This is a genomic window from Dictyoglomus sp. DH, from assembly GCF_055181375.1.
The window spans coordinates 1,864,259-1,888,164 of the sequence record NZ_CM143706.1 but is presented as its reverse complement, the minus strand read 5'-3'; the positions used below and the strand labels follow the sequence as shown (position 1 = coordinate 1,888,164).

Sequence of the window (23,906 nt, the reverse complement as noted above, 5' to 3'; positions counted from 1 at the left end):
TTTATCCTTAGATTCTAAAATTCTATTTGGGGGGAGGTTTTATTATGTATCGTAAAATTTTAAGTCTTTTGTTAATCTTTTTAGTATTATTGACTTTTACATCCATTGCTCAATCAAAAGGTAAATTAGAAATTTTTAGTTGGTGGACTGCAGGAGGAGAGGCTGAGGGACTTCAGGCTTTGATTGAAATTTTCCAAAGAAAGTATCCTGGTGTAGAGATTATTAACGCTACAGTGGCAGGAGGAGCTGGTGCAAATGCAAAGGCAGTTCTTAAGACAAGAATGTTGGGTGGAGATCCACCAGACACATTCCAAGTTCATGCAGGTCATGAGTTAATAGATACATGGGTAAAAACAGGGTTTATGGAGCCTATAACCTTTCTCTATAAGCAAGAAGGTTGGGAGAAGGTAATGCCAAAAGGTATACTTGATATTGTGTCTTACAATGGGCAGTATTGGTCTGTGCCAGTAAATATTCATAGAGCTAATGTATTATGGTATAACAAAAAGATTTTTACAGAGAACAATTTAACTCCACCTAAGACTTTTGGCGAGTTCTTTAAAGTAGCAGAAGCATTGAAGAGTAAAGGAATTACACCTTTTGCTCTTGGAACAAAAGATGGATGGGAAGCTGCTCATATATTTGAGACTGTATTGATTGGAAAACTTGGTGCTGAGGGATATAAGGGATTATGGAATGGAAAAACAAAGTGGTCCGATCCTAAGGTGACTGATGCTTTAGAAACCTTTAAGAAAATGTTAAGTTATGTAAATTCTGACCACTCAGCAAGGACATGGGATGAGGCTTGTGCATTAATTGTAGATGGTTCTGCAGCTATGACTATCATGGGAGATTGGGCTGTCGGTTATTTCTATGCTAAGGGATTTGAAGATTTTGGATGGGTTCTTGCTCCTGGTAATGCTGGAATTTTTGACGCTTTATCTGATAGTTTTGGACTTCCAAAAGGAGCTAAAAATAGAAATAATGTTATAGCCTTCTTGAAAGTTCTTGGATCAAAAGAAGGACAAGAAGCTTTTAACCTTAAGAAAGGATCTATTCCAGCAAGAACAGATGTTGATAAATCTAAATTCCCAGCTTATCAGAGATCTTGTATGGATGATTGGTTAAAGCATAAGATAGTTCCAAGCGTAATGCATGGTGCAGCCGCCTCTGAAGGATGGGTAACAGAATTTAAGGATGTGATTTCCCTCTTTGTGGTAAGGCCAGATGTAAAGACTACTCAGAAGGCTCTTGTTAATGTGGCTATTAAAAATGGAGTAAAACAATAAGAGAGTTTTTAAGGGGGAGAGTTTTACTCTCCCCCTTGACAACTTTTAAGGGTGGTGAAGATATTGCAAAAGGATAAATTGTATTCTTTTCTTTTTATTCTTCCATCAATCATATTGATAGCTATTTTTGTGTATTTTTTTATTTTTTGGACTGGATTTATTTCTCTTACTGATTGGAATGATATATTCCCAAGTTTTAATATCATTGGATTGAAAAATTATATAGAACTTTTTCAGAATTTTCGTTTTCAAATATCTATGAAAAATACACTGGTTTTTACAGCTCTATTTCTTATATCATCTTTAATTTTAGGTTTTCTCCTTGCCATCTTTTTAGATCAAAGGATAAAAGAAGAAAACGTATTTAGAAATATTTATCTATTCCCCATGGCTATATCTTTTGTAGTAACAGGTGTTGTTTGGAGATGGATATTAAATCCTGGTACTATAAATAATCCTATTGGGCTAAACCAAATCTTGGATAAAATTGGGCTTTCTTTCTTAAAAAGTGGCTGGTACACAGATCCCAAAATAGGAATAAAAGCTGTAGTTATTGCTGCAGTATGGCAAATGTCAGGATATGTAATGGCTATGTATTTAGCTGGAATGAGAGGAATTCCAAATGAATTATTTGAGGCAGCTCAGGTAGATGGAGCTAACATGTGGCAAGTTTATCGATATATTGTTTTACCTCTCTTGAGGCCAGTAACCTTGGGTGCCATAATAGTTTTAGGCCATATATCTTTAAAAATTTTTGATTTGGTTGTTGCAATGACAGGTTCTGGAGCAGGTTTTTCTTGTGATGTTCCTGCTTTATTCATGTATGATACTACCTTTAGAGGGAATCATTTTGCGCAAGGGGCAAGTATAGCAATAATTCTTCTTTTAATGGTGGGGGTTTTGATTATTCCTTATCTAAGATATAGCCTCAAATCGGAGGTTAAAAGATAATGAGATTAGGAAGATTATTAATATATTTTTTCCTTATACTTTTTGCAATCTTTTACTTGACACCCGTATATGTGCTTGTAGTTACAAGTCTAAAAAGTTTTGTAGAAGTTGATCTTAAGACCATGTGGAGACTTCCCAAAACTATTAGTTTTGAAAGTTTTATACAGGCATGGAAAGGAGATCCAAAGAGAGGACTTAGGGGGCTTGCACAGAATTTTATGAATAGTGTGTATTTGGTTATTCCTGCTACTATTCTTTCTGCCTTCTTGGGTTCTATGAATGGTTATGTACTTACAAAATGGAGATTTAAAGGAGCAGATATAATTTTTCCTTTGCTTTTATTTGGTATGTTCATACCTTATCAAAGTATTCTTATACCTTTAGTGCAGGTATTACAGAAGATAAAACTTTATAGTACTATTCCAGGTCTTATTTTTGTGCATATAGTATATGGTATTCCAATAACTACCCTTATTTTTAGAAACTATTACTTTACTATTCCTTCTGAACTAATAGAAGCTGCTAAAATAGACGGAGCTGATTTTATTGGTATTTATAGGAGAATTATTCTTCCTGTTTCCATGCCTGCATTTGCTGTGGTTATGATATGGCAATTTACTTCCATATGGAATGATTTCTTATTTGGACTTGTAGTTGCCCCTAATCCTTCTGTTCAGCCTATTACAGTAGCTTTGAATAATCTTGCAGGGAGTTATTTTGTACAATGGAATATTCAGATGGCAGGTGCTTTAATAACAGCTTTGCCCCCTCTTTTAGTATATATATTTCTTGGTAGATATTTTATGCGAGGCTTGCTATCAGGCTCTTTGTCAGGTGTTTAATAAGAAAGGGAGGAGCCTTTAATATAAAAGCTCCCCCTTTTATTTATCTATTTTTAAAATATGCTTCTGTAATATATCTCTTCATCATCCTATGCGTATTGAAGTATGAGGCTAAATTAGAGATAGAGTTTTTCATGATTTTAATCCAATCATCGCAATGATGATAATAGGTTGGTAAAATTATATATTCAAGCTTATTATATAAATCATCAATTTCTTCTTGAACATGATTTTCTAAGCTTTTTTCCTCCAATGGTGAGGGACCAATGGACCAACCAGTATATCCTTCTACATGGCCTTCTATCCACCAGCCATCCAGTACACTAAAGTTAATTACACCATTATGAGCAGCCTTCATTCCACTGGTGCCAGAAGCTTCTAATGGTCTTTGGGGGGTGTTTAACCATACATCTACACCTGCTACAATCTTTTTAGCCATGTCCATATTATAGTCTTGTAAATATACGATTTTGATATCTCTTTCTAATTCTTTGATGTATTCATATATTTCTTTAATTAGTTTTTTACCTTCTATATCTTTGGGATGAGCTTTACCAGCATAAACAATCTGAATAGGTCCTTTTCTTTTTACCTTTTTAAGTCTATTAATGTCAGAAAATAAAAGGTGAGGTCTTTTATATGCTGTAGCTCTTCTTGCAAAACCTATTGTTAACACGTTTTCTTCAAATTTTACTCCTGTTTGGGCATATATATAATCTATAAGATCCCTTTTAGCTCGTTGATGGGCAAGCCAAATTTCCTCGCTTGGAATAAATTGGGCTCTTGTAAGAAGTTCGGGTTCAGTTGCCCATCCTGGAATATATTTGTCGAAAAGTTCTCGAAATGGAGTAGAAGTCCAAGTAAAGGAATGAACTCCGTTAGTTATGGCATATATTCTATGGCCAGGGAACATGGAAAGAGATATTTCTTGATGCCTTTTTGCAACACCATTTACATATCCGGAAAGATTTAAAGCAAGAAGAGTCATATTAAGAACATTTTCTCCTGCGAATTTTTTAATTAAATCTATAGAGATATAATTTCCCAAAATTTTTGAAACAAGATCATATGTAAATTTATCATGTCCAGCCTCTACAGGAGTATGGGTTGTAAAAATACATTTCTCCTTGACATTCTCTACTACTTCTTCTAAGGATTTACCATTATTTAATTCATCTTTTAAAAGTTCTAAGGTGAGAAGAGCAGAATGTCCTTCATTTAAATGATATTTTCTAATTCTAAGTCCTAACTCTTTTAATACTTTTGCTCCTCCTATTCCCAATACTATTTCTTGCTTTAGACGGTAAGATAGATCGCCACCATATAGGATATCAGTAATAGTTTTATCTTCTTCAGAATTTTCTGGTAGATTGGTATCTAAGAATATGACAGGTACAACATGTCCGTGAATAGACTTCCAATAGTATACCCAAGGTTGAATATATACTTTTCTACCTTCAATTTCAACAAAGGTTTTAATTGGAAGAGGAGACATATATTTTTCTGGATCCCAGGTAGCTGGTTGTTCTATTTGAGTACCATCTTCTTCTATTACTTGTTTAAAATATCCTTTTCTGCTTATCTGAGTAACCCCAATAAATGGAATGTTTAGATCAGCAGCTGTTCTTACTGTATCGCCTGCTAGAACACCTAAGCCTCCACTGTATGTTGGTATATCAGAAGTTAAAGCTATTTCCATAGAAAAGTAGGCAATAACCTCTTCTTTTTTTAAACGGTCAAATATGGCTGTATTCAATCTCTCATACCTCCCTTTTTTTGTTTTAAATTCTTCTTAATAATATAACAAAAATCATGCGACTTCAAATAGATAAAATTAAACGAATATTAGAAGATAACAGGTTTTATTAATTCTTAACACATGTTAGTTATATATAAAATATTTTACTTTTAGTAAAATATGATAAAATTAATAGATCTTAATATTGAAAAATATAAAATTTTATTTTATAATTATTAAAAATCTATATTAATAAATGGAGGTATAAGGAATATGGATGATGAATTAAAAAGAATTTTAAAACTTTTAGAAGAAGGAAAAATAAAGGCTGATGAAGCTGAGAAACTTATTGAGGCTCTTGAGGAAAGGAAAGAATCAAAGAGGAAGGATAAATTTGGGTTTGTTAATATAGGAGAGATTGTAACCGATGCTTTAACTTCTGCTTTTTCCATCATACCGGGCGTTATAGTAAATAGTATGAAGGGAATAAAGCATGTAGATGAGGAATATGAATGGTCAGAGGATAAACCACTATTTTTAGAGATTACAGCAGGTGATTTAGAGGTAGATGTTTGGCAAGAAGAAAAGATAAGGATAAGGGGAGAAGGTGTATTCATTTTAGAAGATAATTTGTTTAAATTTTCTGCAGGAGATTTTAATTTGAATTTACCAAAATTAAACACGGTTAAGATGAAAGTTTCCGCAGGAGATGTAAAGGGAAAATTAGTTGCGAAGGAAAGTGAGATTCTCATAAAAATGGGTGATGGTGATTTATATATAGAGAGTGAGAAATTTAGGGCTGAGGTAAATATGGGAGATTTGGATATTGTCTTTGCTAAAGCTCCCTCTCAAGGAGAATTAATTTGTAATACTGGAGATATGTCCATAGTACTTCCTGATGATTTTGATGGAAAATTAGTAGTAAAAGTTACGATGGGTGAAGCATCTGTCGAAAGAAGGCCAGATATGATTGTGAAAGGTGATACATATATATATGGGAATGGTGAGAAATCAGAAATTATTATAAGATGTTCAATGGGTAATATAAATATTAAATGAATTTATTATCCTAATACTCCCCTAAGGAGATTTTGATTTTTACAAGTTAATAAGTTATACTAAACAAAATTTTTATACCTTAGGGGAGGATTTTTAGTTATGGATGTCATTAAATTAGATGGTGAATGGGAGTTTAGAAATACAAAAGAGAGAAAATGGCTTAAAGCTAAAGTACCAGGTTGTGTTCACTTAGATTTAATGGATAATAATTTAATACCAGATCCTTTTGTGGGGGAAAATGAACTTAAGGTTCAATGGGTAGAGGAAGAAGATTGGATATATAGGAAAAAATTTAATATAGATAAGGATTTCTTAAAGCATTCTGCTATAGAATTGGAATTTGAAGGAATTGATACTTTTTCTGAAGTTTATCTCAATGGGAAGAAAATAGGAGAAACAGATAATATGTTTATTCCTTGGTGTTTTGATGTAAAAAATATATTAGTAGAGGGGGAAAATCTTCTTGAAGTGAAGCTTTTGTCACCTACAAAAACGCTTAAAGAAAGAGCAGATAATTATCCATATAAACTTCATGGGGGAGATTTTTCTCCCCGAGTTTTTGGTAGAAAGGCTCAATATTCCTTTGGATGGGACTGGGGACCAAGACTTGCTACTTCAGGTTTGTGGAAATCAGTAAAAATAAAGGGTTGGGATAAAGCGAGAATTTTAGATGTATGGGTTCCTTTGAGGAATTTAGGTAATCCTGCCCATATAAATCTGGAGCTTGATATAGAGCTTCAACAAGCTATGAGTGTAGATGTAGCGTTTAGGATCTCACATAAAAAGCCTGTTTTGGAACAAAGATTAAGATTTACTCTCCCAGAAGGAAGAGTATTTTTAAAGATACCATTAATTATAAAAGATCCTAAACTTTGGTATCCGCAAGGATATGGTGAACAGAACTTGTATAAAATACAACTGATTCTTTTGGATGAGAAAGGTGAGGTTTTAGATAAAATAGAGGAAACTTTTGGAATAAGAAAAGTAGAGCTATATACAAAAGAAGACGAAAAAGGTGAATCTTTTATTTTCAAAGTAAATGATGTACCCATCTTTGCTAAGGGGGCAAATTGGATACCAGCGGATAGTTTTCTTCCAAGATTAAGAGAAGAAGATTATAGATTTCTTCTAACAAAAGCTAAAGAAATGGGAACTAATATGCTTAGAGTTTGGGGTGGTGGAATATATGAAAATGATATATTTTACGACTTGTGTGATGAACTTGGCATAATGGTTTGGCAAGATTTTATGTTTGCATGTGCGGAATATCCAGATGATGAGAAATTTTTAGAAGAAGTACAGAGGGAAGCAGAATTTGTTGTTAAAAGATTAAGAAATCATCCTTCTATTGTTTTATGGTGTGGTAATAATGAGAATAATTGGGGCTATGTAGCAAAATGGTGGGGTGAAAGAGATAAGTTCTGGGGAGAAGAGATATATAGTAAAGTTTTGCCAGATGTATGTGCCAGACTTGATTTAACAAGGCCATATTGGCCAAGTAGTCCTTATGGTGGAAGGTATCCAAATAGTGAGGAGGCTGGAGATAGACATAACTGGGATATATGGCATGGATGGAAAGACTTTAAAGAGTATCTTAAAGATAATTCCAGATTTGTAAGTGAGTTTGGAATGCAGGCTCCTCCTGTTTCAGAGACTATTAGAAAGTTTATTACTTCTGAGAAAGAATATCATCCTCAAAGTAGGGAAATGGAATTTCATAACAAGGCTTATGAGGGTACAGAAAGAATTATAAGGTATATTTCTGGTTATTTTAAAATTACATCTGATATGGATGATTACATATATCTTTCTCAAATCATCCAAGGATTAGCGTTAAAAACAGGAATAGAACACTGGAGAAATAATAAGTTCCATACTGCAGGAGCACTGATATGGCAACTTAACGATTGTTGGCCAGTAGTGAGTTGGAGCATAATTGATTATTATAAAAACTTGAAACCTTCTTACTATTTTGTAAAAAGGTCTTTTAAGGATCTGAAAGTAAATATAGAACCAAGAGACGGTAAACTTTTAATCTTTGTAGTTAATGATACCTTGCAACATTTTGAAGGTAAAATAGAATATGCATTTAGTACTTTTAAGGGAAAAAGAAGAGGTAAGAAGGAAACTACTCTTGAACTTTCTCCTAATACATCTCTAAATGCTATAACAGTTCCTTTGGAAGAGGTAGATAAATATGGAGAATTTTTCTATGTACAACTTTTTGATGAAAAGGGTAACTTAGTAGATCAGAACGAATATTTCTTTGTTCCATTTAAACATTTAGAACTCCCTAAGGCAGAAGTTATTTATACTATAGAGGAGCTTGACAAAGAAATATATAGAGTACTTTTGGAAAGTGATTTCATTGCTTTATTTGTAGCATTGGAACTTCCAAATGCGGAATGGGAAGATAATTATTTTACTATTTATCCAAAAGATAAATATGAGGTAATTTTTAGAGCTCCCTATACTCTTAAAGAGATAGAAGAAAATTTAAAAATTAAAGGATTGAATTTAAAAAAGGTAAGAAAGGCTTAATTTACAAATAGGACAGAAATTATAGCTTTTTCTATCGGTGTCTGATATAGAATTAGAAAAATGCATGACACACTCTGGGTTTGGACAATGGGAGAGACCCAGAGTGTGTCCAAGTTCATGGACTGACTCTTTTAAAGTGCGGATATATAAAATTTCTCGATTTTTCGGTAATCTGTAGAAACTATTATCTAATCGTGCTATACTTACTAAGGCTTCTTTTCCATTAAGTTTTGCTTGCCCAAATATAAAATTAAGTCCATGGGTATATAAATCCACATTTGTTATTCCAAGGACCCTAAAACTGTCGGGTATCTTTAATTTGGTAAGTATGTCAAGAAAAGGTAAAGAAAGATATTGATTTCTTTCAGGATTATAAGTATTGCTGGGAATAGGTAAGTTAAAGTATGTTTTTACAGGAAAAGGAATAATCTTAGGAAGATTTGCTGAAAGGAAGTCTAAAATATCTTTATCTATATTATCAAAAGGAACCAAATATATAAATTTTTCCATTTTTTATAAAGAGGGAGAGGAATTACTCTCCCTCTTTTTATTTTTATTCATATTTTATTCCATCTTCTTTTAGAAAATCAATTATCTCATCCACATATGCAAAGGCAAGAGCAACTACTGTATCTGCACCGCCATAATAGATGGCAAGCCTACCTGTGTCAGCATCACATAAGGATGCACAAGGAAATGCTACATTAGGTACATCTCCTACACATTCATAATATTCTTGAGGGGAAAGTAGATAAGAACGAGCTCTATATTTTACTTTCCATGGTTTTTCTAAATCTAAAAGGGCAGCACTAAAGCTATATACATAACCATTACAAGAAAGTAATACTCCATGATAGATTAAGAGCCAACCCTCACTAGTTTCTATAGGAGTAGGACCTGCTCCTATTTTAAGGGATTGCCATCCAGTAAGTCCTGCTGACATAACAAATCTATGACAACCCCAATGGATCATGTCTGGACTCTCGCTATAGAATATATCCCCAAAAGGTGTATGACCTCTGTCAGAAGGTCTGCTTAACATAGCATATTTGCCATTTATTTTTCTTGGAAAAAGTACTCCATTTCTATTGTAAGGTAAGAAGGCATTTTCTAATTGATAAAATTCCTTAAAATCAAAGGTATATCCTACCCCTATGGTTGGTCCATGATAACCATTACACCATGTAATATAATATCGATCTTCAATAAAAGTAACTCTTGGATCATATTTGTATTCACTTACTAATGGATCCTTAGTTTCTTGTATGAAGTTAATAGGTTCTTCTTCAATAGTCCAATTAATTCCGTCATCGCTAAATCCAGCGTGCAAGTTCATTGATCTTGCTTTGTCGTCAACTCTAAAAACTCCTGCAAATTTTCCATTGAATGTAACTACTGCACTGTTAAATATGCTGTTTGCTCTTTTAATATGGTTCCTTTTGATGATGGGATTCTTAGAATATCTCCACACTACATCATTACAACCTTTTGGGCGTTCTTCCCAGGGTAAATTTGGAATCTTTTCTCCAATAATTTGGACTTTACCCATAATTTAAAGCCTCCTTTTTTTCTATTTATGTTAACTTAGATGTTCTATTAAGTCAATAAATATCAGTGAAAATAGTAACATAAAAAATGGGATTTTGATAGTTGAAATTAATAATAAATTAGATTTAATTTATGGGGATAATAATAAAAAATTGGCTCCTCGGGCAGGATTCGAACCTGCAACCCGCCGGTTAACAGCCGGCCGCTCTACCGTTGAGCTACCGAGGAGCGAATAAGTTATTGTTGTAAAAAATTATATAAAAAACTTTTTGGAAAATCAAGTACTATATATTTTTTTTAATTATTACCCTCTTTTCAAAAACTTTTTGCTTTAGTAATATATCAAGGGTTATATATAGACTTTTAAAGAAGGAGGATAAGAGATGCAAGAACTGTTATTTCCTAAAGGATTTTTATGGGGAGCTGCAACAGCGTCTTATCAGATAGAGGGGGCTTGGAATGAGGATGGAAAAGGAGAAAGTACTTGGGATAGGTTTTCTCATACTCCAGGTACTATTTATCAGAATCAGAATGGAGATGTGGCGTGTGATCATTATCATCTGTGGGAGAAAGATGTGGATTTAATGAGTTATATTGGGCTTAAGGCTTATAGATTCTCCATTTCGTGGCCAAGAATTTTTCCAGAAGGAAAAGGGAAGGTGAATCCAAAAGGTATAGCCTTTTATGATAAGCTTATTGATAGACTTCTCGAGAAAGGAATAAAACCTGCTATAACTTTGTATCACTGGGATTTACCTCAAACTCTTGAGGATATTGGTGGTTGGTTAAATAGAGATGTTGCAAAATACTTTTCTGAGTATGCTTCTTTTTTGTTCTATAAATTTGGTGATAGGGTTGATTTATGGATTACACTAAATGAGCCTTGGGTAAATGCATTCTTGGGTTATGGTTGGGGTGTACATGCTCCAGGGAAAAGAGATATGAAAGGGGCATTTATTGCAAGCCATAACTTTCTTTTAGCTCATGGTTATGCTGTCCAGATTTATAAAGAAGAAGGATATAAAGGAAGTATCGGTATAACTATTAATGTTGCTCCTGTATACCCTGAGAAAGATACAGAGGAGAATTTAATAGCTGTAGAAAGGCATGATGCTTTTTCAAATAGATGGTTTTTAGATCCTATTTTCAAAAAGTCTTATCCTGAAAGTGCTTGGAAGGTTTTAGAGAAAACACCTTGGGTTTTTAAAGTTGAAGAAAGAGATTTTGATATTATATCTCAACCTATAGATTTTATTGGAATTAATTATTATACCAGAAGTATTGTAAAAGCAAATTCTGAAGATCCTTATACAGGAATAAGTAGGGTTCAAGGTGATGGTGAAGTTACTGCTATGAACTGGGAAATATATCCTGATGGGCTTTATGACATTTTAGTTCAGCTATATAGTAGTTATAAAATTCCAATTTACATTACTGAAAATGGGGCAGCCTTTGATGATATCTTGCAGAATGGTAAAGTTAATGATATTAAGAGAGTTAATTATTTGAGAGAACATATTAAGAGAGCTTATTTTGCTATCAGAGATGGTGTAGATTTAAGGGGATATTTTGTATGGTCTTTAATGGATAATTTTGAATGGGGGCATGGATTTAGTAAGAGGTTTGGAATTATATATGTTAATTATGAAAATCAGGAAAGAATATTAAAAGAAAGTGCTTATTTTTATAAAAGGATAATTGATCGAAATGGATTAGAAGATTAGCAAGTTAAAAGCCCTTTCTCAGAAAAGAGTAAGTTGATTTTTAGAAGAGGAAGGGCTTTTTCCATTTATAAGAATGAAATTTTTGCACTTTTCTATTGAAACTCCTATTTTCTTTAATTCTTTTAAATCTTTTATCTTATTTTCTCTTCTTGCTTTGATTATTCTTGAAGCAAAGACTGGACCTATTCCAGGAATTCTTATGAGTTTATCATATGGTGCAGAGTTTATCTCTATAGGGAAAAATTCAGGATGATTTTTAGCCCATATTGCTTTAGGATCTTCATCCGGAGGTAAATTTCCATTCTCATTAAACACAAGTTCTTCTATATCAAAACCATATTTTCTTATTAGAAAATCAGCCTCATATAGTCTTACTTCTCTCCAAGTAGAAGTAGGTGGAAGGTCGGATAAAGGAGTAAGGGGAATAGGCTGAAAAGCGCTAAAATAGGCTCTCGATAAATGATAATTTTTATAGAGATTGAAGGTAAGGTTGAGAATTTCTTTGTCCCTTTCTTGTGATGCACCAACTACAAATTGAGTTGTAATACCTGCTTTTGGCCTTAACCCCTTTTTATATAATTCTTTTAAAGTTTCCAATTTTTGAAGAAGAAAATTAAAATTCTTTTCAGGCGCAATTTCTTTTAGATATTTTTCTGATGGGGCTTCCAAATTTATAGAAATTCGATCTGCATATTTTATAGCGGTCTCTATATACTCTAAAGAAGATTCTGGAAGTATTTTTAAATGAATATATCCTTTAAAATTGTGAACTTCTCTAAGTATTTCTACCGATTTTAGCATTTGTTCCATAGTATATTTAGGTGATTTAGTTATTGCGGAACTTAAAAATAATCCATCTACCAAATTCTTTCTATGAAGTTCTAAGAATAATCTAACAAGCTCATCTGCTGTAAGAGTTATTCTTTGAAATGGTCTATTAGCTCTGTTAGCACAATAATAGCAGTTATGAATACAATCATTTGAGAGTAAAATTTTTAAAAGTCTTACTGTCTTTCCATCAGGAAGAACTGTAGGATAGATCCAACCGCTTATGGATGGCTTTCTTTTTATGGCTTCTTGAGAACATAAAAAGGACCCACATAGATCGAACTTTGCTGATTCTGCTAATATTTCGATTTTATCGCTTATATGCATTTTGTCATCTATGAGGGTCCTTTTTTAAAATAAAAAAATATCAATTAAGCCTTTTTAAGTTCTTTTAAAAGTAGCTTTAGCCTTTCCTTTTTCCTTTTTTCTCTTGCCTTTCTTCTTTTCCTCTTAAGTATTACCCTCCATTGTTTTCCCATTTCTTTCACCCCTGCTATAAGTTTAGTTTTATCAAATGATATTATATCAAAATACTACTTTTTAAAAAGATCTATTATTTTATCCCAAAGATTTTTCTCTTCTTCTTTTTTCTCAATTATTAGGATTGGCTCTTCATTAGGTTTTGCCATAAAAAGTTTTTCTCTTGCAATTTTCTCTATTATATATGGATCATCTGTATTGTAAGCTATCTCTCTTAATTCTTTAACTTTTTTTTCAAGGACTGATTTTCTTTGATAAAGTTCCTTTAGTTTTTGGGAATAAGTTATATAATCTCTAATCCCCATATATATAGATGGGCTTAGATATAGAAAAAAAAGAACTAAAAGTATTTTGCTTATAGGATTTCTTTTCTTTCTGTCCTTTTTAAGATATTCTTGCCACCCCACGGTATATTACTCCTCTTTCAGGGTCTATAGTTATAATCTCATTATCTCTTAATTTTTCAAAGAGATTTTTGGCTCCAACTATTATACCTAATCCCTTACTTCTCCATGGGATTAATGATGGTGGAATTTTTTCATCTTCAATAACAAGACCGACTAATTTGTCAAAGAGAGGTTCTATCTCAAGATCATAAGACTTTATCAGTAATATAGCTCCATCTATCTCTTTACTAAGAGCTTCCTTAGGGTTTTGAGCTAATATAACCTTGGCGGTTTTGGAATCTCCACCAAGTCCATGTCCTTGTCCTATGATATCACTTATTACATGTACCTTTATAAGATTTGTCATACCAGAGATTCCCATGGGTATACCAGCAGTGATTACAACTGTGTCTCCTCTTTTAACATATTCTTTTTGAAGAAGTAACTTTGTAGATTTTTCAAACATTTCATCAGTAGTGTAAAAAATCTCAGTTAAAAGTGGAATTACACCCCAAGATAGGTTGAGTCTTCTTCTTACTTCAGAAAAGTGGGTAATGGCAAATATGGGAGCATTGGGTCTATATTTTGATATTTGTCTTGCTGTAAAACCACTATGAGTAGCTGTTACAATTGCTGAAGCTTTTATTTCTTTGGCTATTTGGCATGTGGAGAAGGTTATAGCTTTAGTTATAGTAGTATTACAATCTGTTTCTTTTAAGAAATCGTCATATGGAAAGCTTTCTTCAACTTTCTTTGCAATTTTATCCATCATTTTTACGCTTTCTATGGGATATTTACCCATTGCAGTTTCGTTTGATAACATAATAGCATCTGTACCGTCTAATATGGCATTTGCCACATCACTTACTTCTGCCCTTGTGGGAGTAGGATTACTTACCATAGATATTAACATCTGGGTGGCTGTAATTACAGGTTTTCCTGCTAATCTTGTTTCCTTTATTATTCTTTTTTGAATTAAGGGAACCTCCTCATTTGAAATCTCTATTGCCAAATCTCCTCTTGCTACCATTATAGCATCTGCTACTTCTAATATTTCTTTAAAATTATTTACTGCTTCTCTTTTTTCAATTTTGGCTATTACAGGAATTTTGGCATCATGTAATTCAAGGAATTCTTTTAACTCTATTATATCTGAAGCTCTTTGCACAAAGGACAATGCAATGTAGTCTACCTTGTTTTCTATGCCAAATATGGTATCTTTTTTATCCTTCTCTGTAAGAGGGGAAACTCTTAATTTAGAGTCTGGGAAATTAACTCCTTTTCTTTCTGAAAGATAACCCCCATGAATAATTCCACATACTAATTTGTCTTCTTTTTTATCCACAACTTTCAATTCTATAAGTCCATCATCTATAAGTATTCTATCTCCAATATTCACATCCTCTAATAGATAGGGGTAGTTAACATAAAGAATTTTCTCGTTGCCTATAGTTTCCTTAGGAGTAAGATAGATTTCTTCTCCATCTTTGATAAATATTTTGTCCTTTTCTAATTCTCCTATCCTTATTTTAGGTCCTTGAAGGTCTTGAATAATAGGAATTGGTTTGTCTAATTCTTCTGAAAATTTTCTTATAAGTCTTATTCTTTCTCCATGGACATTATAATCTCCATGGGAGAAGTTTAATCTTGCCACATCCATTCCTGCTCTAATAAGTTCCTTTAATACTTCTTCTTTTTCACTGGCAGGACCTATTGTACATACTATTTTGGTCTTTCTAAACAACTTTTTTCCCTCCTTTGTTTAATATATATTTTAGTATTATCTGAGAGCGCTCCTTCTAATCCAATCTCAAAACCATCTTCATTAACAACAATATACTCCCCATCTATGCATTTTTTATAGATATCCATGTCATAAGAAATCAGGGCATGCTTTACTTGCATGCCCTGAAATACTTCTATCAATTTATTATTTACAAAAACCTTAATCTTTTCTTTCAAATTACTTTATAATTATACTCCTTCCTTCCACCTTTGGATTTATAGGAGAATGTTTTTTCAAGTATTCTACAAAAACATCTCTTAACATATCTCCGTAGATAATATTTTTGCCTCTTGTGAAAGCTGTAAACTTGTCTCCACCCGCAGCAAGAAAATCATTGGTTACTACTCTATAAACCTTGTTTAAATCTAAGGGGTCATTCCCAACAAAGACCTCTATCACCCTTGATCCTATAGGCCTTGTCATATTATATTTTACTCTAATTCCTGAAGTTTGTAAAATACCCTTTTCTAAAGTAGCGCTTTGTTCTAAAAGATCTAATATGTCTTTTCCGGTTAGATCCATTGTTACCAGTACATTATCAAAGGGAAGTAGAGTATATACTTGTTCCATTGTTATTTTACCCTTAGGGATATCTGTTCTTATGCCACCGCTATTTTGGAATGCAATTTGGGCATTACTTGCTTCTAACATTGCATCACATATTACATTACCTACGTTTGATTCTTCATTATAATTTCTTACAAGATCCACAAGAGTTTCCCCTACAATTTTCGAAAATTCTTCTTTAAGTTGAGCATTATATTTGTCAATTATTTCGGCTACAACAGGATCATATTTATCCTCGGGTCCCGCAAAAACAGTTTTTAGTTCTTTTTCTTTTGTAAAACCTAAAATTAAACCAGTTTCAGGTTGTACTTTTAAATCTAAAACCCCTAAATATATACCATTGTATCCTGCTTGTACAATAATTGTTCCTCTAACTATTACAGGATCTGTAACTACTGTATGGCTATGTCCTCCTACTATTACATCAATTCCAGGAACCTTTTCTGCAAGAGCTTTGTCTGCATCATAACCTAAGTGGGATAATACTATTATTAAATTGGCTCCTTGGTTTTTTACTTCCCTAATTAAATTAGGGAGTACTTTTTCAGGTTCTATAAAAGTTAAATCTTTAACATAATCAGGTTTTACTATATAAGCAGTTTCAGTAGTTGTAAGTCCTATTATTGCAATTTTAAAACCTTTTCTCTCAATAATGATATAGGGTTTAACATTTGGAAGATATGTTTCATCTTTTAATATATTTCCCGCTAAAAAGGGAAAATTGGAGGATTTTATCCATTGTTGCAGAGTATCTTGTCCCCAATCAAATTCATGATTTCCAATGGTCATGGCATCAAACTTAAGATAATTCATTATTTTAATAACGGGTTCTCCTTTAAATATATTTGATATAGGAGTACCTTGGAACATATCTCCAGCAGAAAGAAGTATGGTGCCTTCTGGATTCTTAGCTCTTTCTTCGTTTATCATATAGGCTAAATAGGCTCCGCCACCTACTGGAATTTTCTCACTAATGCTTTTCACAATGTATGGTAGAAGTCTTCCATGAAAATCATTGATGTGGAGTATCTTTATATCTATTAAATTGGAAGTTTGGGAGAAAGAGAGACTAATAAGAAGAAATAAAATCAACAGGAGAAGGAGAGTTTTTTTTAAATACCTCATTGTTTTTTAATCCTCCTTTAGAAAGATTATGTTTTAATTATATCATAAATCTTATAAATATGAAAATCCCAAGTGAAATTCCACTTTTCATTATATACTTGTAAACTTTATTCCAATCAGCATTAAAATATTCCCTTGTAAGAACTAAACAAAGATGCATAGGAGATACCATTACTCCTAGATATCCGCTTAAGAATGCCAATAAGATGTATTTTAATGGATTAACATATGGAAGCATTCCCACTAATATTGGAAAGCTAATTCCAATAGAAGCAGAGGTAACTCCAGTTAATATGCCAACTATAAAGGGTATCAAAAAGAAAATAAGAGGGGTTGGAATGAAAGAAAAGTTAAGTAAATAGGCAATATCTGATACTGCTCCTGTAACTTCTAACATTTTTTTGAAGATCATTACCCCTAATATCAAGATTAGATTCTGTGGTTTTATTGAAGTCTTTAATGTATTAAAAATTTGGTGTGTATCAAAACGAAATATGACAAAAAGCAAAATAACAATTCCTAAAAGAACATATAAAAGATCAAAATGAAGAAAGATTACAGCAAAGATTAATATCAAAATAGGTAGGAAGGAGATTATAAAATCTTTAATGGGATTTTGAGAAATTGATATACCTTGGTTTTCTAAATTTTGATCTTGAGCTTGTTCTAAGGAATCGATCTCTTTAGAAGGCATTTTATAAAAGGAAAAAAGTAAACCTATAGCAAGTACGAATAATCCATATGGTAATGCTTCTTTTACAAGAATGTTTATAGGAGTTTGGGTTAGAGCTGAAACCAATATAATTCCTGGATATATAGGTAGAAATGGTTCCCATATATGCCTAAGCCAATAATTTATATAGCTTTTTCTTTCAGGTTCTAAATTATCATTGTCTGTTGATTCTTCTATGAAAGGTGCAGAAAAAAGAGCTCCGCCTACAGATGGAAGAAGGCCCATTATGATTGGCATGGATATCAAACGAATTTTATCGTCTTTAATCAAAGTTTTTAGCGAATTAACCATTTTTTTTAATACTTCTTTTTCTTTTAATATGGATTCAAATACTGCTATGAGATATAGGATTAAAAGAAGACTAATAGTATTCCAGTCTTTAACTGCTTCAAAAAAGGATTTTAAAATAGTATTTATGGATAGGCCAAAGCTTATACCCATAATTATGCTTCCACCTAAAAGTGCCCAATGAAGAGGGAATTTTTTGGATATTAATACTACAATAATACCAAAAATAATGGTTACCTTTAAGAGAGCTATCATCTTATATCACCCCTATCCATAAGTTTAATGTGATAAGAGAAATTAATGTGGAATAAATTATTACATGGGAGGCAAAAACAGAGTCCAAATCAAATTGTAAAGCAAGCACTAAGGCTGTTAGCATGGATGGCATAGCAGATTCTAATACAGTGACTTTATAGGGTACATCGGTTATTCCTAATACTCTTGAAAAGATTAAAGCAAGAAAGGGAAATAAAAGAAGTTTTAAGGTAATACCTGAGATAATACCTAATGTGGATTTATTGTTTTTTTGTGGTTTTGAAAAGGATAAACCTAAAAGAAACATCATGAGTGGTGTTGTGGCTTTTCCTAATATGGAAAGACTATCAATTAAAAAATCAGGAAGTTTATAGGGAGAAAGTATAAATCCTAAAATTAATCCCCATAAAGGGGGATTATTTACTACTTTTTTTATTGTAAAGTTAAGATTTACTTTCTGAACACTTAGCAAACTTATCAAGATAATACCTATTGTGTATATAAAAATAATCATACCCAATTGATCATAAATGATAGCAACAGTTAAACCTTGATTTCCATAAAGTTTCTCCATAATAGGATATCCAAGAAAGGTTACATTACCACCCACACTTACAAGAAAAAGGCTTCCAATAGTTTTTTTGTTTAGATTTAATCCAAAACCTATAAGTAGAGCAAGAATACCAGTTATGATACTAACTATCCATTCTACAATTACTACTTTATATAATGAAATTTGTGGGGGGTTAGTGTAGATAGAATAAAATACTAAAGCAGGTAAAGAAAAGTTGTATACGAATTTTGAAAATATTTCTCTATCTTCTTCTCTAAATATCTTATATTTAGAGATAAATCCTAAAAAACTAATTAAAATCAGAGTTATTAATGTTTTTGACATTTTTCTTGGGATCCTCCACTTTATATACGAAATATAGAATATTTATTATTCCTAAAATGAGTAAGCAATGAAAAAGAAAGTAATATCCTTTTGTATCTGCGACTTTTCCTGCCCAAATAGGAGCTATAAAGGAAAAAGGTGCAAAAATAAGGTTGATAGATCCTAAATAAAGTTCTCTTCTTTGGGAAGGAGAAAGATCAAGTATGAAGGCTAAATCTCCAACATAGAAAGCACTATTTATAATTCCGATAAAAATATAAACCATATAGAAAGAAATTATATTATTTGCAGTTAAGAGAAGAATAAGAGATATTATTGTTGAAATTCTTCCCAAAAGGAGGGTTATCTTGTGACCAAATTTATCTCCTATGGGGCCTATGATAAAGGATGAAAGAGCTTGAGAAATTAAAAGGATACCTGTAAAATCTGCAACTATCTTATCTGGAATTTTAAATTGTTTTACAGAAAATACTGACACAAAACTGATGAAGGATAACGAAAAGGTGTTTAGAATTCTTGAGATTGTATAATTTCTAAAATTTTTATCTTTAAAGACTATCTTTATACTTTTGATATACTCAGTGAGGGATGTATCTTGAACTTCATTTTCGTCAGGTTCCTCTCTGGTCAAAGATAGGAAAACGAAGGATATTAATAGAGCTATTCCAGCACAAAGGAAAGAATAGCCAAAGTTTATTGGAAATTGATAGGTGGAAAGGAAATATCTCGCTAAAAAAGCACCTCCAATCCCCATTATAGCTCCTAAACCATTTCCCATTGCGAAAAAGGTTCCTCTTTTACTTGGATGTATTACCTTACTTATCATGCTCATCCAAGGAGGTCCTAAAAATCCCATTGAAAATGTTGCAATGGCAAGTAAAAATAATGACAGATATAAAGAAAGTTTTGGAAAAGGAGATGCTAAAAAGAAGGCTATAAAAGACATAAAAAGATATGGAAGTCTTTCTCCCATGGTTACTTTTAATACTAATTCTATTTTTCTTTTATATCTTTCTGAAGCTCTTGCACCTAATATGGCTGGAATTGCCCATCCTAAGTTTGCAATTGCAGGAATTAATCCAATCTCAAGATTTCCAGCACCTAAATTCTTGGCAAATAAGGGTAAGAGGGTCTGAATAGAACCAAAGGTCATTCCCAAATTAAAGAATGCATTATCTATGGCATTGACTATAAAGTTCCAGCTATAATCCTTTTCTCTTAGACTCATAGCTTTTATAATATCAAATTTTTAATCTTCAGATAAGACTAATATTAAATGAAAAATTTAATGTATAATTTAAAATCAAGAAAATAATTATTTGTTGGGAGGATCACTTTTATGGGATATATGAAGGGAAGAGATCTACTTTCTATTTTGGATGTTTCAAAAGAAGAAATGGAGTATATATTTTCTCTTGCTAAAAGTTTGAAAAGTGATTTTCTTTCTGGAAAAAAACAGCATGATTATCTGAAAGGAAAAACAGTAGCCTTATTTTTTGAAAAACCATCTACCAGGACAAGAATATCTTTCGAGGTAGGGGTATATCAATTAGGAGGCTATCCTCTTTATCTTAATGCTCAAGATATGCAAATAAAGAGAGGAGAAACAATTTCTGATACAGCGAGGGTACTTGAAAGATATGTGGATGGTATAATGGCAAGAGTTTATCGACATTCAACTTTAGAAGAATTAGCAAAATGGTCTAATATACCGGTGATAAACGGGCTTTCTGATTTGGAACATCCATGTCAAGTTATTTCTGATTACTATACTATTTTTGAAAAAAAAGGATATAAAAAATTAAAGATAGTTTATCTTGGAGATGGGAATAATGTGGCTAATTCATTAATTTTGGCAGGAGCTCTTTTAGGTATGGAGATAGTATGCTCATCTCCGAAAGAATATTATCCTCCTTTAGAGGTTATAAGAAAGGCTGAGGAGTTGGCTGTGAAAACAGGTGGAAGTGTGAAAATTATAGAAGATCCTAAAGAAGCAGTGAAAAATGCTGATGTTTTATATACAGATGTATGGGTAAGTATGGGACAAGAGGAAGAAAAAGAGTTGAGGAGAGAGGTTTTTCCTCCATATCAGTTAAACAAAGATCTTGTTAGTTTGGCAAAAGATGATGTTATAGTAATGCATTGTCTTCCTGCCCATAGAGGTGAAGAGATTACAGATGATGTTATGGATGGGGAACATTCGGTGGTTTTTGATCAAGCAGAAAATAGATTACACGTACAGAAAGCTATCTTGGCATTGTTTATTTGATGCTTTTTGAAAATTCATTTTTAGTGTAAAATATTTCTATGAGAAGGGTTTTCATTAAGATAGGTATACTTTTAGTATTCTTTGTATTACTCTTAGGTTTGTCCTCTTTAACCTTTTTTAAGGTATGGGAGAAACAAACTATAGATCTAAGATTTCATATTAGGGGAGAGACAAAACCCTCAGAAGATATTGTTATTGTTGGTATAGATGATAACTCAATTGAGGGTATTGGAAATTGGCCTTGGGAAAGATCTATTCATGGTAGATTTCTTGAAGTTCTAAAAAAAGAAAATCCTAAACTTGTAGTTTTCGATATTTTGTTTGATACTAAAACAGCTAAGGATACCATGTTTGCTAAAAGCTTGAAATCCTTTAAGAAAGTTGTTTTATCTAGTTATTTATATACTTATTTTGATAAAAGACTTAATATAAGTCTACTTTCTCTAAAAGAACCGGTAGATATAATAAAGGAAGCTTCTCTTGCTACGGGTTATAGTAATGTATTAATAGATGAAGATAATAAGGTTAGAAGGGCAAGACCTTATGAAGTAAATGAGACAGGTGTTAGATACTATTCATTCCCGCTTTTGGTTTATGGAATAGTTAGAAATGAATTTCCATATAAATATATTTATAAATTACCTGATTTCTTTTATATAAATTTTAGGGGTGGAGAAGGATCATTTAGATATTTTTCCTATATAGACGTTTTAAATGGGAGATTCACTCCTAATACTTTTAAGAATAAGATTGTTTTTGTGGGAGCTGTATCTCCTATGTTAAAGGACATTTTTCTCCATCCTTTTTCAGGATATCTATCTCCTTCTGGAAAATCATATTCATATATGCCGGGTGTAGAAATCCATGCTAATATTCTTGATAATTTGTTAAATGATGATTATTTTAAAACCCTAATTTCCCCTTTAATTCTAATAATTAATTTTCTTTCTGTATTTTTTACAGGTATTTTTTTAGGTAAAAAGATGGTTTTGAATGTTTTTATAACTATCTTTCTTATCTTATTATATTTTGGACTTTCTTATTATTTGTTCTTGAAACATATTATAGCTCCTGTGGTTTCTCCTTCTCTTGGGACGGTATTGGGTTTTTTAGGAAATTTGGTATATCAGAGTATACTGCCTAAGGAAAGATTAGAAGGAATTACTATTAAGAAAAGATATAAAATATTGAAAAAACTAGGATCTGGGGGTATGGCTTCAGTTTATTTGGCAAAAGATTTAGTTACTAAGAAAGATGTTGCTATAAAAATTCTTCATCCCCAATATGCAGAAGATAAAGAGGTTTTAGAAAGATTTTATAGAGAAATACAAGTATGTAAAGATCTTGATCATCCTAGTATCGTTAAGGTGCTTGATCACGGGAAAGAGGATGATTATGTATTTATGGTAATGGAATATGTGTCAGGAAAAGATTTGAAGAAAATTATGGAGGAGAAAGGTCCTATACCTGTGGATTTAGCAGTGGAAATTATAAAGAAGGTAGCTTGTGCTCTTTCCTATGCAAATTCAAAAAATATCGTACATAGAGATATAAAACCTCAAAATATTATGATAACTAATGATGGTAAAGTAAAACTCATGGATTTTGGAATTGCCCGAATAGGTGGACTTGCTACATTAACCCAAACAGGTATTTTTATGGGTACTCCTCAGTATGCATCTCCAGAACAGTTAGAAGGTAAAAAAGTAGATATTAGATCTGATATATTTTCCTTAGGAATAGTTTTTTATGAAATGTTAACTGGATTATTACCTTATGCTGAGGAAACAACTATTTCTCTTATGTTAAAAAGATATCAAGAAGAGTTAGCAGATGTAAGGAGTATCAATCCCAATATACCTGAGGGAATATCTATGATTATTAAAAAAATGACTGCCCGTTTTCCAGAATTTAGATATCAAACCCCAGAAGAATTAATTGATGACCTCAATAGAGGTTATCCTTTACATCCTTATGAAGAGAAAAATATTTCATCTTCAGATACAATTATAAGAAGGGATAAAGATAAAAAAGATAATTAGAGGCATTTAAATACTAAGACCACATCTCCTAATTGTATGATGTCTCCATCGTGTAAAAGTTCCTTATTAACTTTTAATCCATTTACCATTGTTCCATTAGCACTTCCCAAATCTTCTATAAAATATTTATCCTCACTTCTTATTATTTTTGCATGAAATCTTGATACTGTGGGATTAACTATTACAATGTCATTTTCCCTTTCTCTTCCAATAGTTGTTTCGTCTTTAATAATTTTAAAGTCTTTACCTCTATCTTCTCCATGTTTTATGATTAAATATGCCCAGTTTATAGGAAGAAGTGTAGCATCCATTTTCATAGTATTAGAAGTGCCAGTTATTATATCATTTTTACCCATCTTTTGGATATTGATTTTCCCTTTTTCCTTTCTTCTCAAATAAATATCATATATTAATAGGGCAATAAAGATTACTAATAAAATAATCAAAAAAATATTCAATATCCTTCCCCCTTTCTTTAAATCTTTTTTGTTGATTATATAAGAAAAATCGAAAATTGGCAATGATTGTTAAAGTTTATTAAAAGAATGCATAAAATT

Annotated in this window: 20 protein-coding genes and 1 tRNA gene; 8 read left to right on the top strand and 13 right to left on the bottom strand. The window is 32.1% G+C overall.

What is annotated here, in order from left to right; all coding sequences use genetic code 11:
• The first annotated feature begins 44 nt into the window (after positions 1 to 44).
• The 3 genes from ACY3JJ_RS09385 (at position 45) to ACY3JJ_RS09375 (ending at position 3,082) form a co-directional block, all read left to right on the top strand.
• Positions 45 to 1,289 carry an ABC transporter substrate-binding protein gene (locus ACY3JJ_RS09385; RefSeq protein WP_463091768.1) on the top strand — a complete coding sequence of 415 codons (1,245 nt, stop codon included), beginning with the start codon at positions 45 to 47 and terminating at the stop codon, positions 1,287 to 1,289.
• A gap of 63 nt (positions 1,290 to 1,352) precedes the next feature.
• Entirely contained in the window at positions 1,353 to 2,240 is an 888-nt protein-coding gene (locus tag ACY3JJ_RS09380) for a carbohydrate ABC transporter permease (protein ID WP_463091767.1), read from the top strand.
• Positions 2,240 to 3,082 carry a carbohydrate ABC transporter permease gene (locus tag ACY3JJ_RS09375; RefSeq protein WP_463091766.1) on the top strand — a complete coding sequence of 281 codons (843 nt, stop codon included), beginning with the start codon at positions 2,240 to 2,242 and terminating at the stop codon, positions 3,080 to 3,082. Before ACY3JJ_RS09380 ends, ACY3JJ_RS09375 begins: the two co-directional genes overlap by 1 nt.
• A 43-nt stretch (positions 3,083 to 3,125) precedes the next feature.
• On the opposite strand, the gene glgP is transcribed toward ACY3JJ_RS09375, so the two are convergent.
• The gene (glgP, locus tag ACY3JJ_RS09370) at positions 3,126 to 4,838 is read right to left on the bottom strand and encodes an alpha-glucan family phosphorylase (RefSeq protein WP_463091765.1); all 1,713 of its coding nucleotides are present in this window, start codon (positions 4,836 to 4,838) and stop codon (positions 3,126 to 3,128) included.
• A gap of 255 nt (positions 4,839 to 5,093) precedes the next feature.
• On the opposite strand from glgP, the gene ACY3JJ_RS09365 reads away from it, so the two are divergent.
• On the top strand, positions 5,094 to 5,879 hold the full coding sequence (locus ACY3JJ_RS09365; RefSeq protein WP_463091764.1) for an SHOCT-like domain-containing protein: 786 nt from the start codon (positions 5,094 to 5,096) through the stop codon (positions 5,877 to 5,879).
• Between the two features lie 99 nt (positions 5,880 to 5,978).
• A complete protein-coding gene (locus tag ACY3JJ_RS09360) occupies positions 5,979 to 8,420 on the top strand; it encodes a beta-mannosidase (RefSeq protein WP_463091763.1) in 2,442 nt (813 codons plus the stop codon).
• Here ACY3JJ_RS09360 and ACY3JJ_RS09355 read toward each other — a convergent pair.
• From ACY3JJ_RS09355 to ACY3JJ_RS09345, 3 genes are all read right to left on the bottom strand, one after another.
• Positions 8,397 to 8,930 (bottom strand): archaemetzincin family Zn-dependent metalloprotease, encoded by a 534-nt coding sequence (locus tag ACY3JJ_RS09355; protein ID WP_463091762.1) that lies wholly within the window; start codon positions 8,928 to 8,930, stop codon positions 8,397 to 8,399. The two genes, ACY3JJ_RS09360 and ACY3JJ_RS09355, sit on opposite strands and share 24 nt — an antisense overlap.
• Positions 8,931 to 8,973: 43 nt before the next feature.
• On the bottom strand, positions 8,974 to 9,969 hold the full coding sequence (locus ACY3JJ_RS09350) for a glycoside hydrolase family 130 protein (protein WP_463091761.1): 996 nt from the start codon (positions 9,967 to 9,969) through the stop codon (positions 8,974 to 8,976).
• A gap of 152 nt (positions 9,970 to 10,121) precedes the next feature.
• Positions 10,122 to 10,196 (bottom strand) — tRNA-Asn (locus ACY3JJ_RS09345).
• Positions 10,197 to 10,351: 155 nt separating this feature from the next.
• On the opposite strand from ACY3JJ_RS09345, the gene ACY3JJ_RS09340 reads away from it, so the two are divergent.
• A complete protein-coding gene (locus ACY3JJ_RS09340; RefSeq protein ID WP_463091760.1) occupies positions 10,352 to 11,692 on the top strand; it encodes a GH1 family beta-glucosidase in 1,341 nt (446 codons plus the stop codon).
• 18 nt (positions 11,693 to 11,710) lie between these two features.
• Here the strand turns inward: ACY3JJ_RS09340 and ACY3JJ_RS09335 are convergent, their stop codons facing one another.
• The 8 genes from ACY3JJ_RS09335 to ACY3JJ_RS09300 form a co-directional block, all read right to left on the bottom strand.
• Positions 11,711 to 12,847, bottom strand: a complete 1,137-nt coding sequence (locus tag ACY3JJ_RS09335; protein WP_463091759.1) for a putative DNA modification/repair radical SAM protein — start codon at positions 12,845 to 12,847, stop codon at positions 11,711 to 11,713.
• Between the two features lie 206 nt (positions 12,848 to 13,053).
• Positions 13,054 to 13,407 (bottom strand): FtsB family cell division protein, encoded by a 354-nt coding sequence (locus tag ACY3JJ_RS09330; protein ID WP_463082725.1) that lies wholly within the window; start codon positions 13,405 to 13,407, stop codon positions 13,054 to 13,056.
• Complete coding sequence (gene pyk / locus ACY3JJ_RS09325) at positions 13,385 to 15,130, bottom strand: pyruvate kinase (protein WP_463091758.1); 1,746 nt, start codon at positions 15,128 to 15,130, stop codon at positions 13,385 to 13,387. The genes ACY3JJ_RS09330 and pyk overlap by 23 nt, the downstream gene beginning before the upstream one ends.
• Positions 15,109 to 15,348, bottom strand: a complete 240-nt coding sequence (locus ACY3JJ_RS09320) for a hypothetical protein (protein ID WP_463091757.1) — start codon at positions 15,346 to 15,348, stop codon at positions 15,109 to 15,111. The genes pyk and ACY3JJ_RS09320 overlap by 22 nt, the downstream gene beginning before the upstream one ends.
• A 1-nt stretch (position 15,349) precedes the next feature.
• The gene (locus ACY3JJ_RS09315; protein ID WP_463091756.1) at positions 15,350 to 16,864 is read right to left on the bottom strand and encodes a bifunctional metallophosphatase/5'-nucleotidase; all 1,515 of its coding nucleotides are present in this window, start codon (positions 16,862 to 16,864) and stop codon (positions 15,350 to 15,352) included.
• A gap of 37 nt (positions 16,865 to 16,901) precedes the next feature.
• The gene (locus ACY3JJ_RS09310; protein WP_463091755.1) at positions 16,902 to 18,140 is read right to left on the bottom strand and encodes a DUF401 family protein; all 1,239 of its coding nucleotides are present in this window, start codon (positions 18,138 to 18,140) and stop codon (positions 16,902 to 16,904) included.
• Between the two features lies 1 nt (position 18,141).
• Positions 18,142 to 19,038 carry an AEC family transporter gene (locus ACY3JJ_RS09305; protein ID WP_463091754.1) on the bottom strand — a complete coding sequence of 299 codons (897 nt, stop codon included), beginning with the start codon at positions 19,036 to 19,038 and terminating at the stop codon, positions 18,142 to 18,144.
• Positions 19,004 to 20,266, bottom strand: coding sequence for an MFS transporter (locus ACY3JJ_RS09300; RefSeq protein ID WP_463091753.1), 1,263 nt, complete (start codon positions 20,264 to 20,266; stop codon positions 19,004 to 19,006). The genes ACY3JJ_RS09305 and ACY3JJ_RS09300 overlap by 35 nt, the downstream gene beginning before the upstream one ends.
• Positions 20,267 to 20,377: 111 nt before the next feature.
• Between ACY3JJ_RS09300 and argF the strand changes: the two genes are divergently transcribed.
• Positions 20,378 to 21,307 carry an ornithine carbamoyltransferase gene (gene argF / locus ACY3JJ_RS09295; protein ID WP_463091752.1) on the top strand — a complete coding sequence of 310 codons (930 nt, stop codon included), beginning with the start codon at positions 20,378 to 20,380 and terminating at the stop codon, positions 21,305 to 21,307.
• Between the two features lie 38 nt (positions 21,308 to 21,345).
• Positions 21,346 to 23,349, top strand: a complete 2,004-nt coding sequence (locus tag ACY3JJ_RS09290) for a protein kinase domain-containing protein (RefSeq protein WP_463091751.1) — start codon at positions 21,346 to 21,348, stop codon at positions 23,347 to 23,349.
• Here the strand turns inward: ACY3JJ_RS09290 and ACY3JJ_RS09285 are convergent.
• Positions 23,346 to 23,807: an FHA domain-containing protein gene (locus ACY3JJ_RS09285; protein WP_463091750.1), complete on the bottom strand. Its 462-nt coding sequence runs from the start codon at positions 23,805 to 23,807 to the stop codon at positions 23,346 to 23,348. The two genes, ACY3JJ_RS09290 and ACY3JJ_RS09285, sit on opposite strands and share 4 nt — an antisense overlap.
• Positions 23,808 to 23,906 lie beyond the last annotated feature (99 nt).

What these genes read in the sequence shown, in the direction of transcription:
- ACY3JJ_RS09305 (WP_463091754.1), bottom strand. Translation starts at nt 19,038, where the DNA reads ATGTCAAAAACATTAATAACTCTGATTTTAATTAGTTTTTTAGGATTT.
- ACY3JJ_RS09355 (WP_463091762.1), bottom strand. Translation starts at nt 8,930, where the DNA reads ATGGAAAAATTTATATATTTGGTTCCTTTTGATAATATAGATAAAGAT.
- ACY3JJ_RS09290 (WP_463091751.1), top strand. Translation starts at nt 21,346, where the DNA reads ATGAGAAGGGTTTTCATTAAGATAGGTATACTTTTAGTATTCTTTGTA.
- ACY3JJ_RS09310 (WP_463091755.1), bottom strand. Translation starts at nt 18,140, where the DNA reads ATGATAGCTCTCTTAAAGGTAACCATTATTTTTGGTATTATTGTAGTA.
- ACY3JJ_RS09385 (WP_463091768.1), top strand. Translation starts at nt 45, where the DNA reads ATGTATCGTAAAATTTTAAGTCTTTTGTTAATCTTTTTAGTATTATTG.
- ACY3JJ_RS09340 (WP_463091760.1), top strand. Translation starts at nt 10,352, where the DNA reads ATGCAAGAACTGTTATTTCCTAAAGGATTTTTATGGGGAGCTGCAACA.
- ACY3JJ_RS09365 (WP_463091764.1), top strand. Translation starts at nt 5,094, where the DNA reads ATGGATGATGAATTAAAAAGAATTTTAAAACTTTTAGAAGAAGGAAAA.
- argF (WP_463091752.1), top strand. Translation starts at nt 20,378, where the DNA reads ATGGGATATATGAAGGGAAGAGATCTACTTTCTATTTTGGATGTTTCA.
- ACY3JJ_RS09375 (WP_463091766.1), top strand. Translation starts at nt 2,240, where the DNA reads ATGAGATTAGGAAGATTATTAATATATTTTTTCCTTATACTTTTTGCA.
- ACY3JJ_RS09300 (WP_463091753.1), bottom strand. Translation starts at nt 20,266, where the DNA reads ATGAGTCTAAGAGAAAAGGATTATAGCTGGAACTTTATAGTCAATGCC.
- ACY3JJ_RS09335 (WP_463091759.1), bottom strand. Translation starts at nt 12,847, where the DNA reads ATGCATATAAGCGATAAAATCGAAATATTAGCAGAATCAGCAAAGTTC.
- ACY3JJ_RS09350 (WP_463091761.1), bottom strand. Translation starts at nt 9,969, where the DNA reads ATGGGTAAAGTCCAAATTATTGGAGAAAAGATTCCAAATTTACCCTGG.
- ACY3JJ_RS09360 (WP_463091763.1), top strand. Translation starts at nt 5,979, where the DNA reads ATGGATGTCATTAAATTAGATGGTGAATGGGAGTTTAGAAATACAAAA.
- ACY3JJ_RS09315 (WP_463091756.1), bottom strand. Translation starts at nt 16,864, where the DNA reads ATGAGGTATTTAAAAAAAACTCTCCTTCTCCTGTTGATTTTATTTCTT.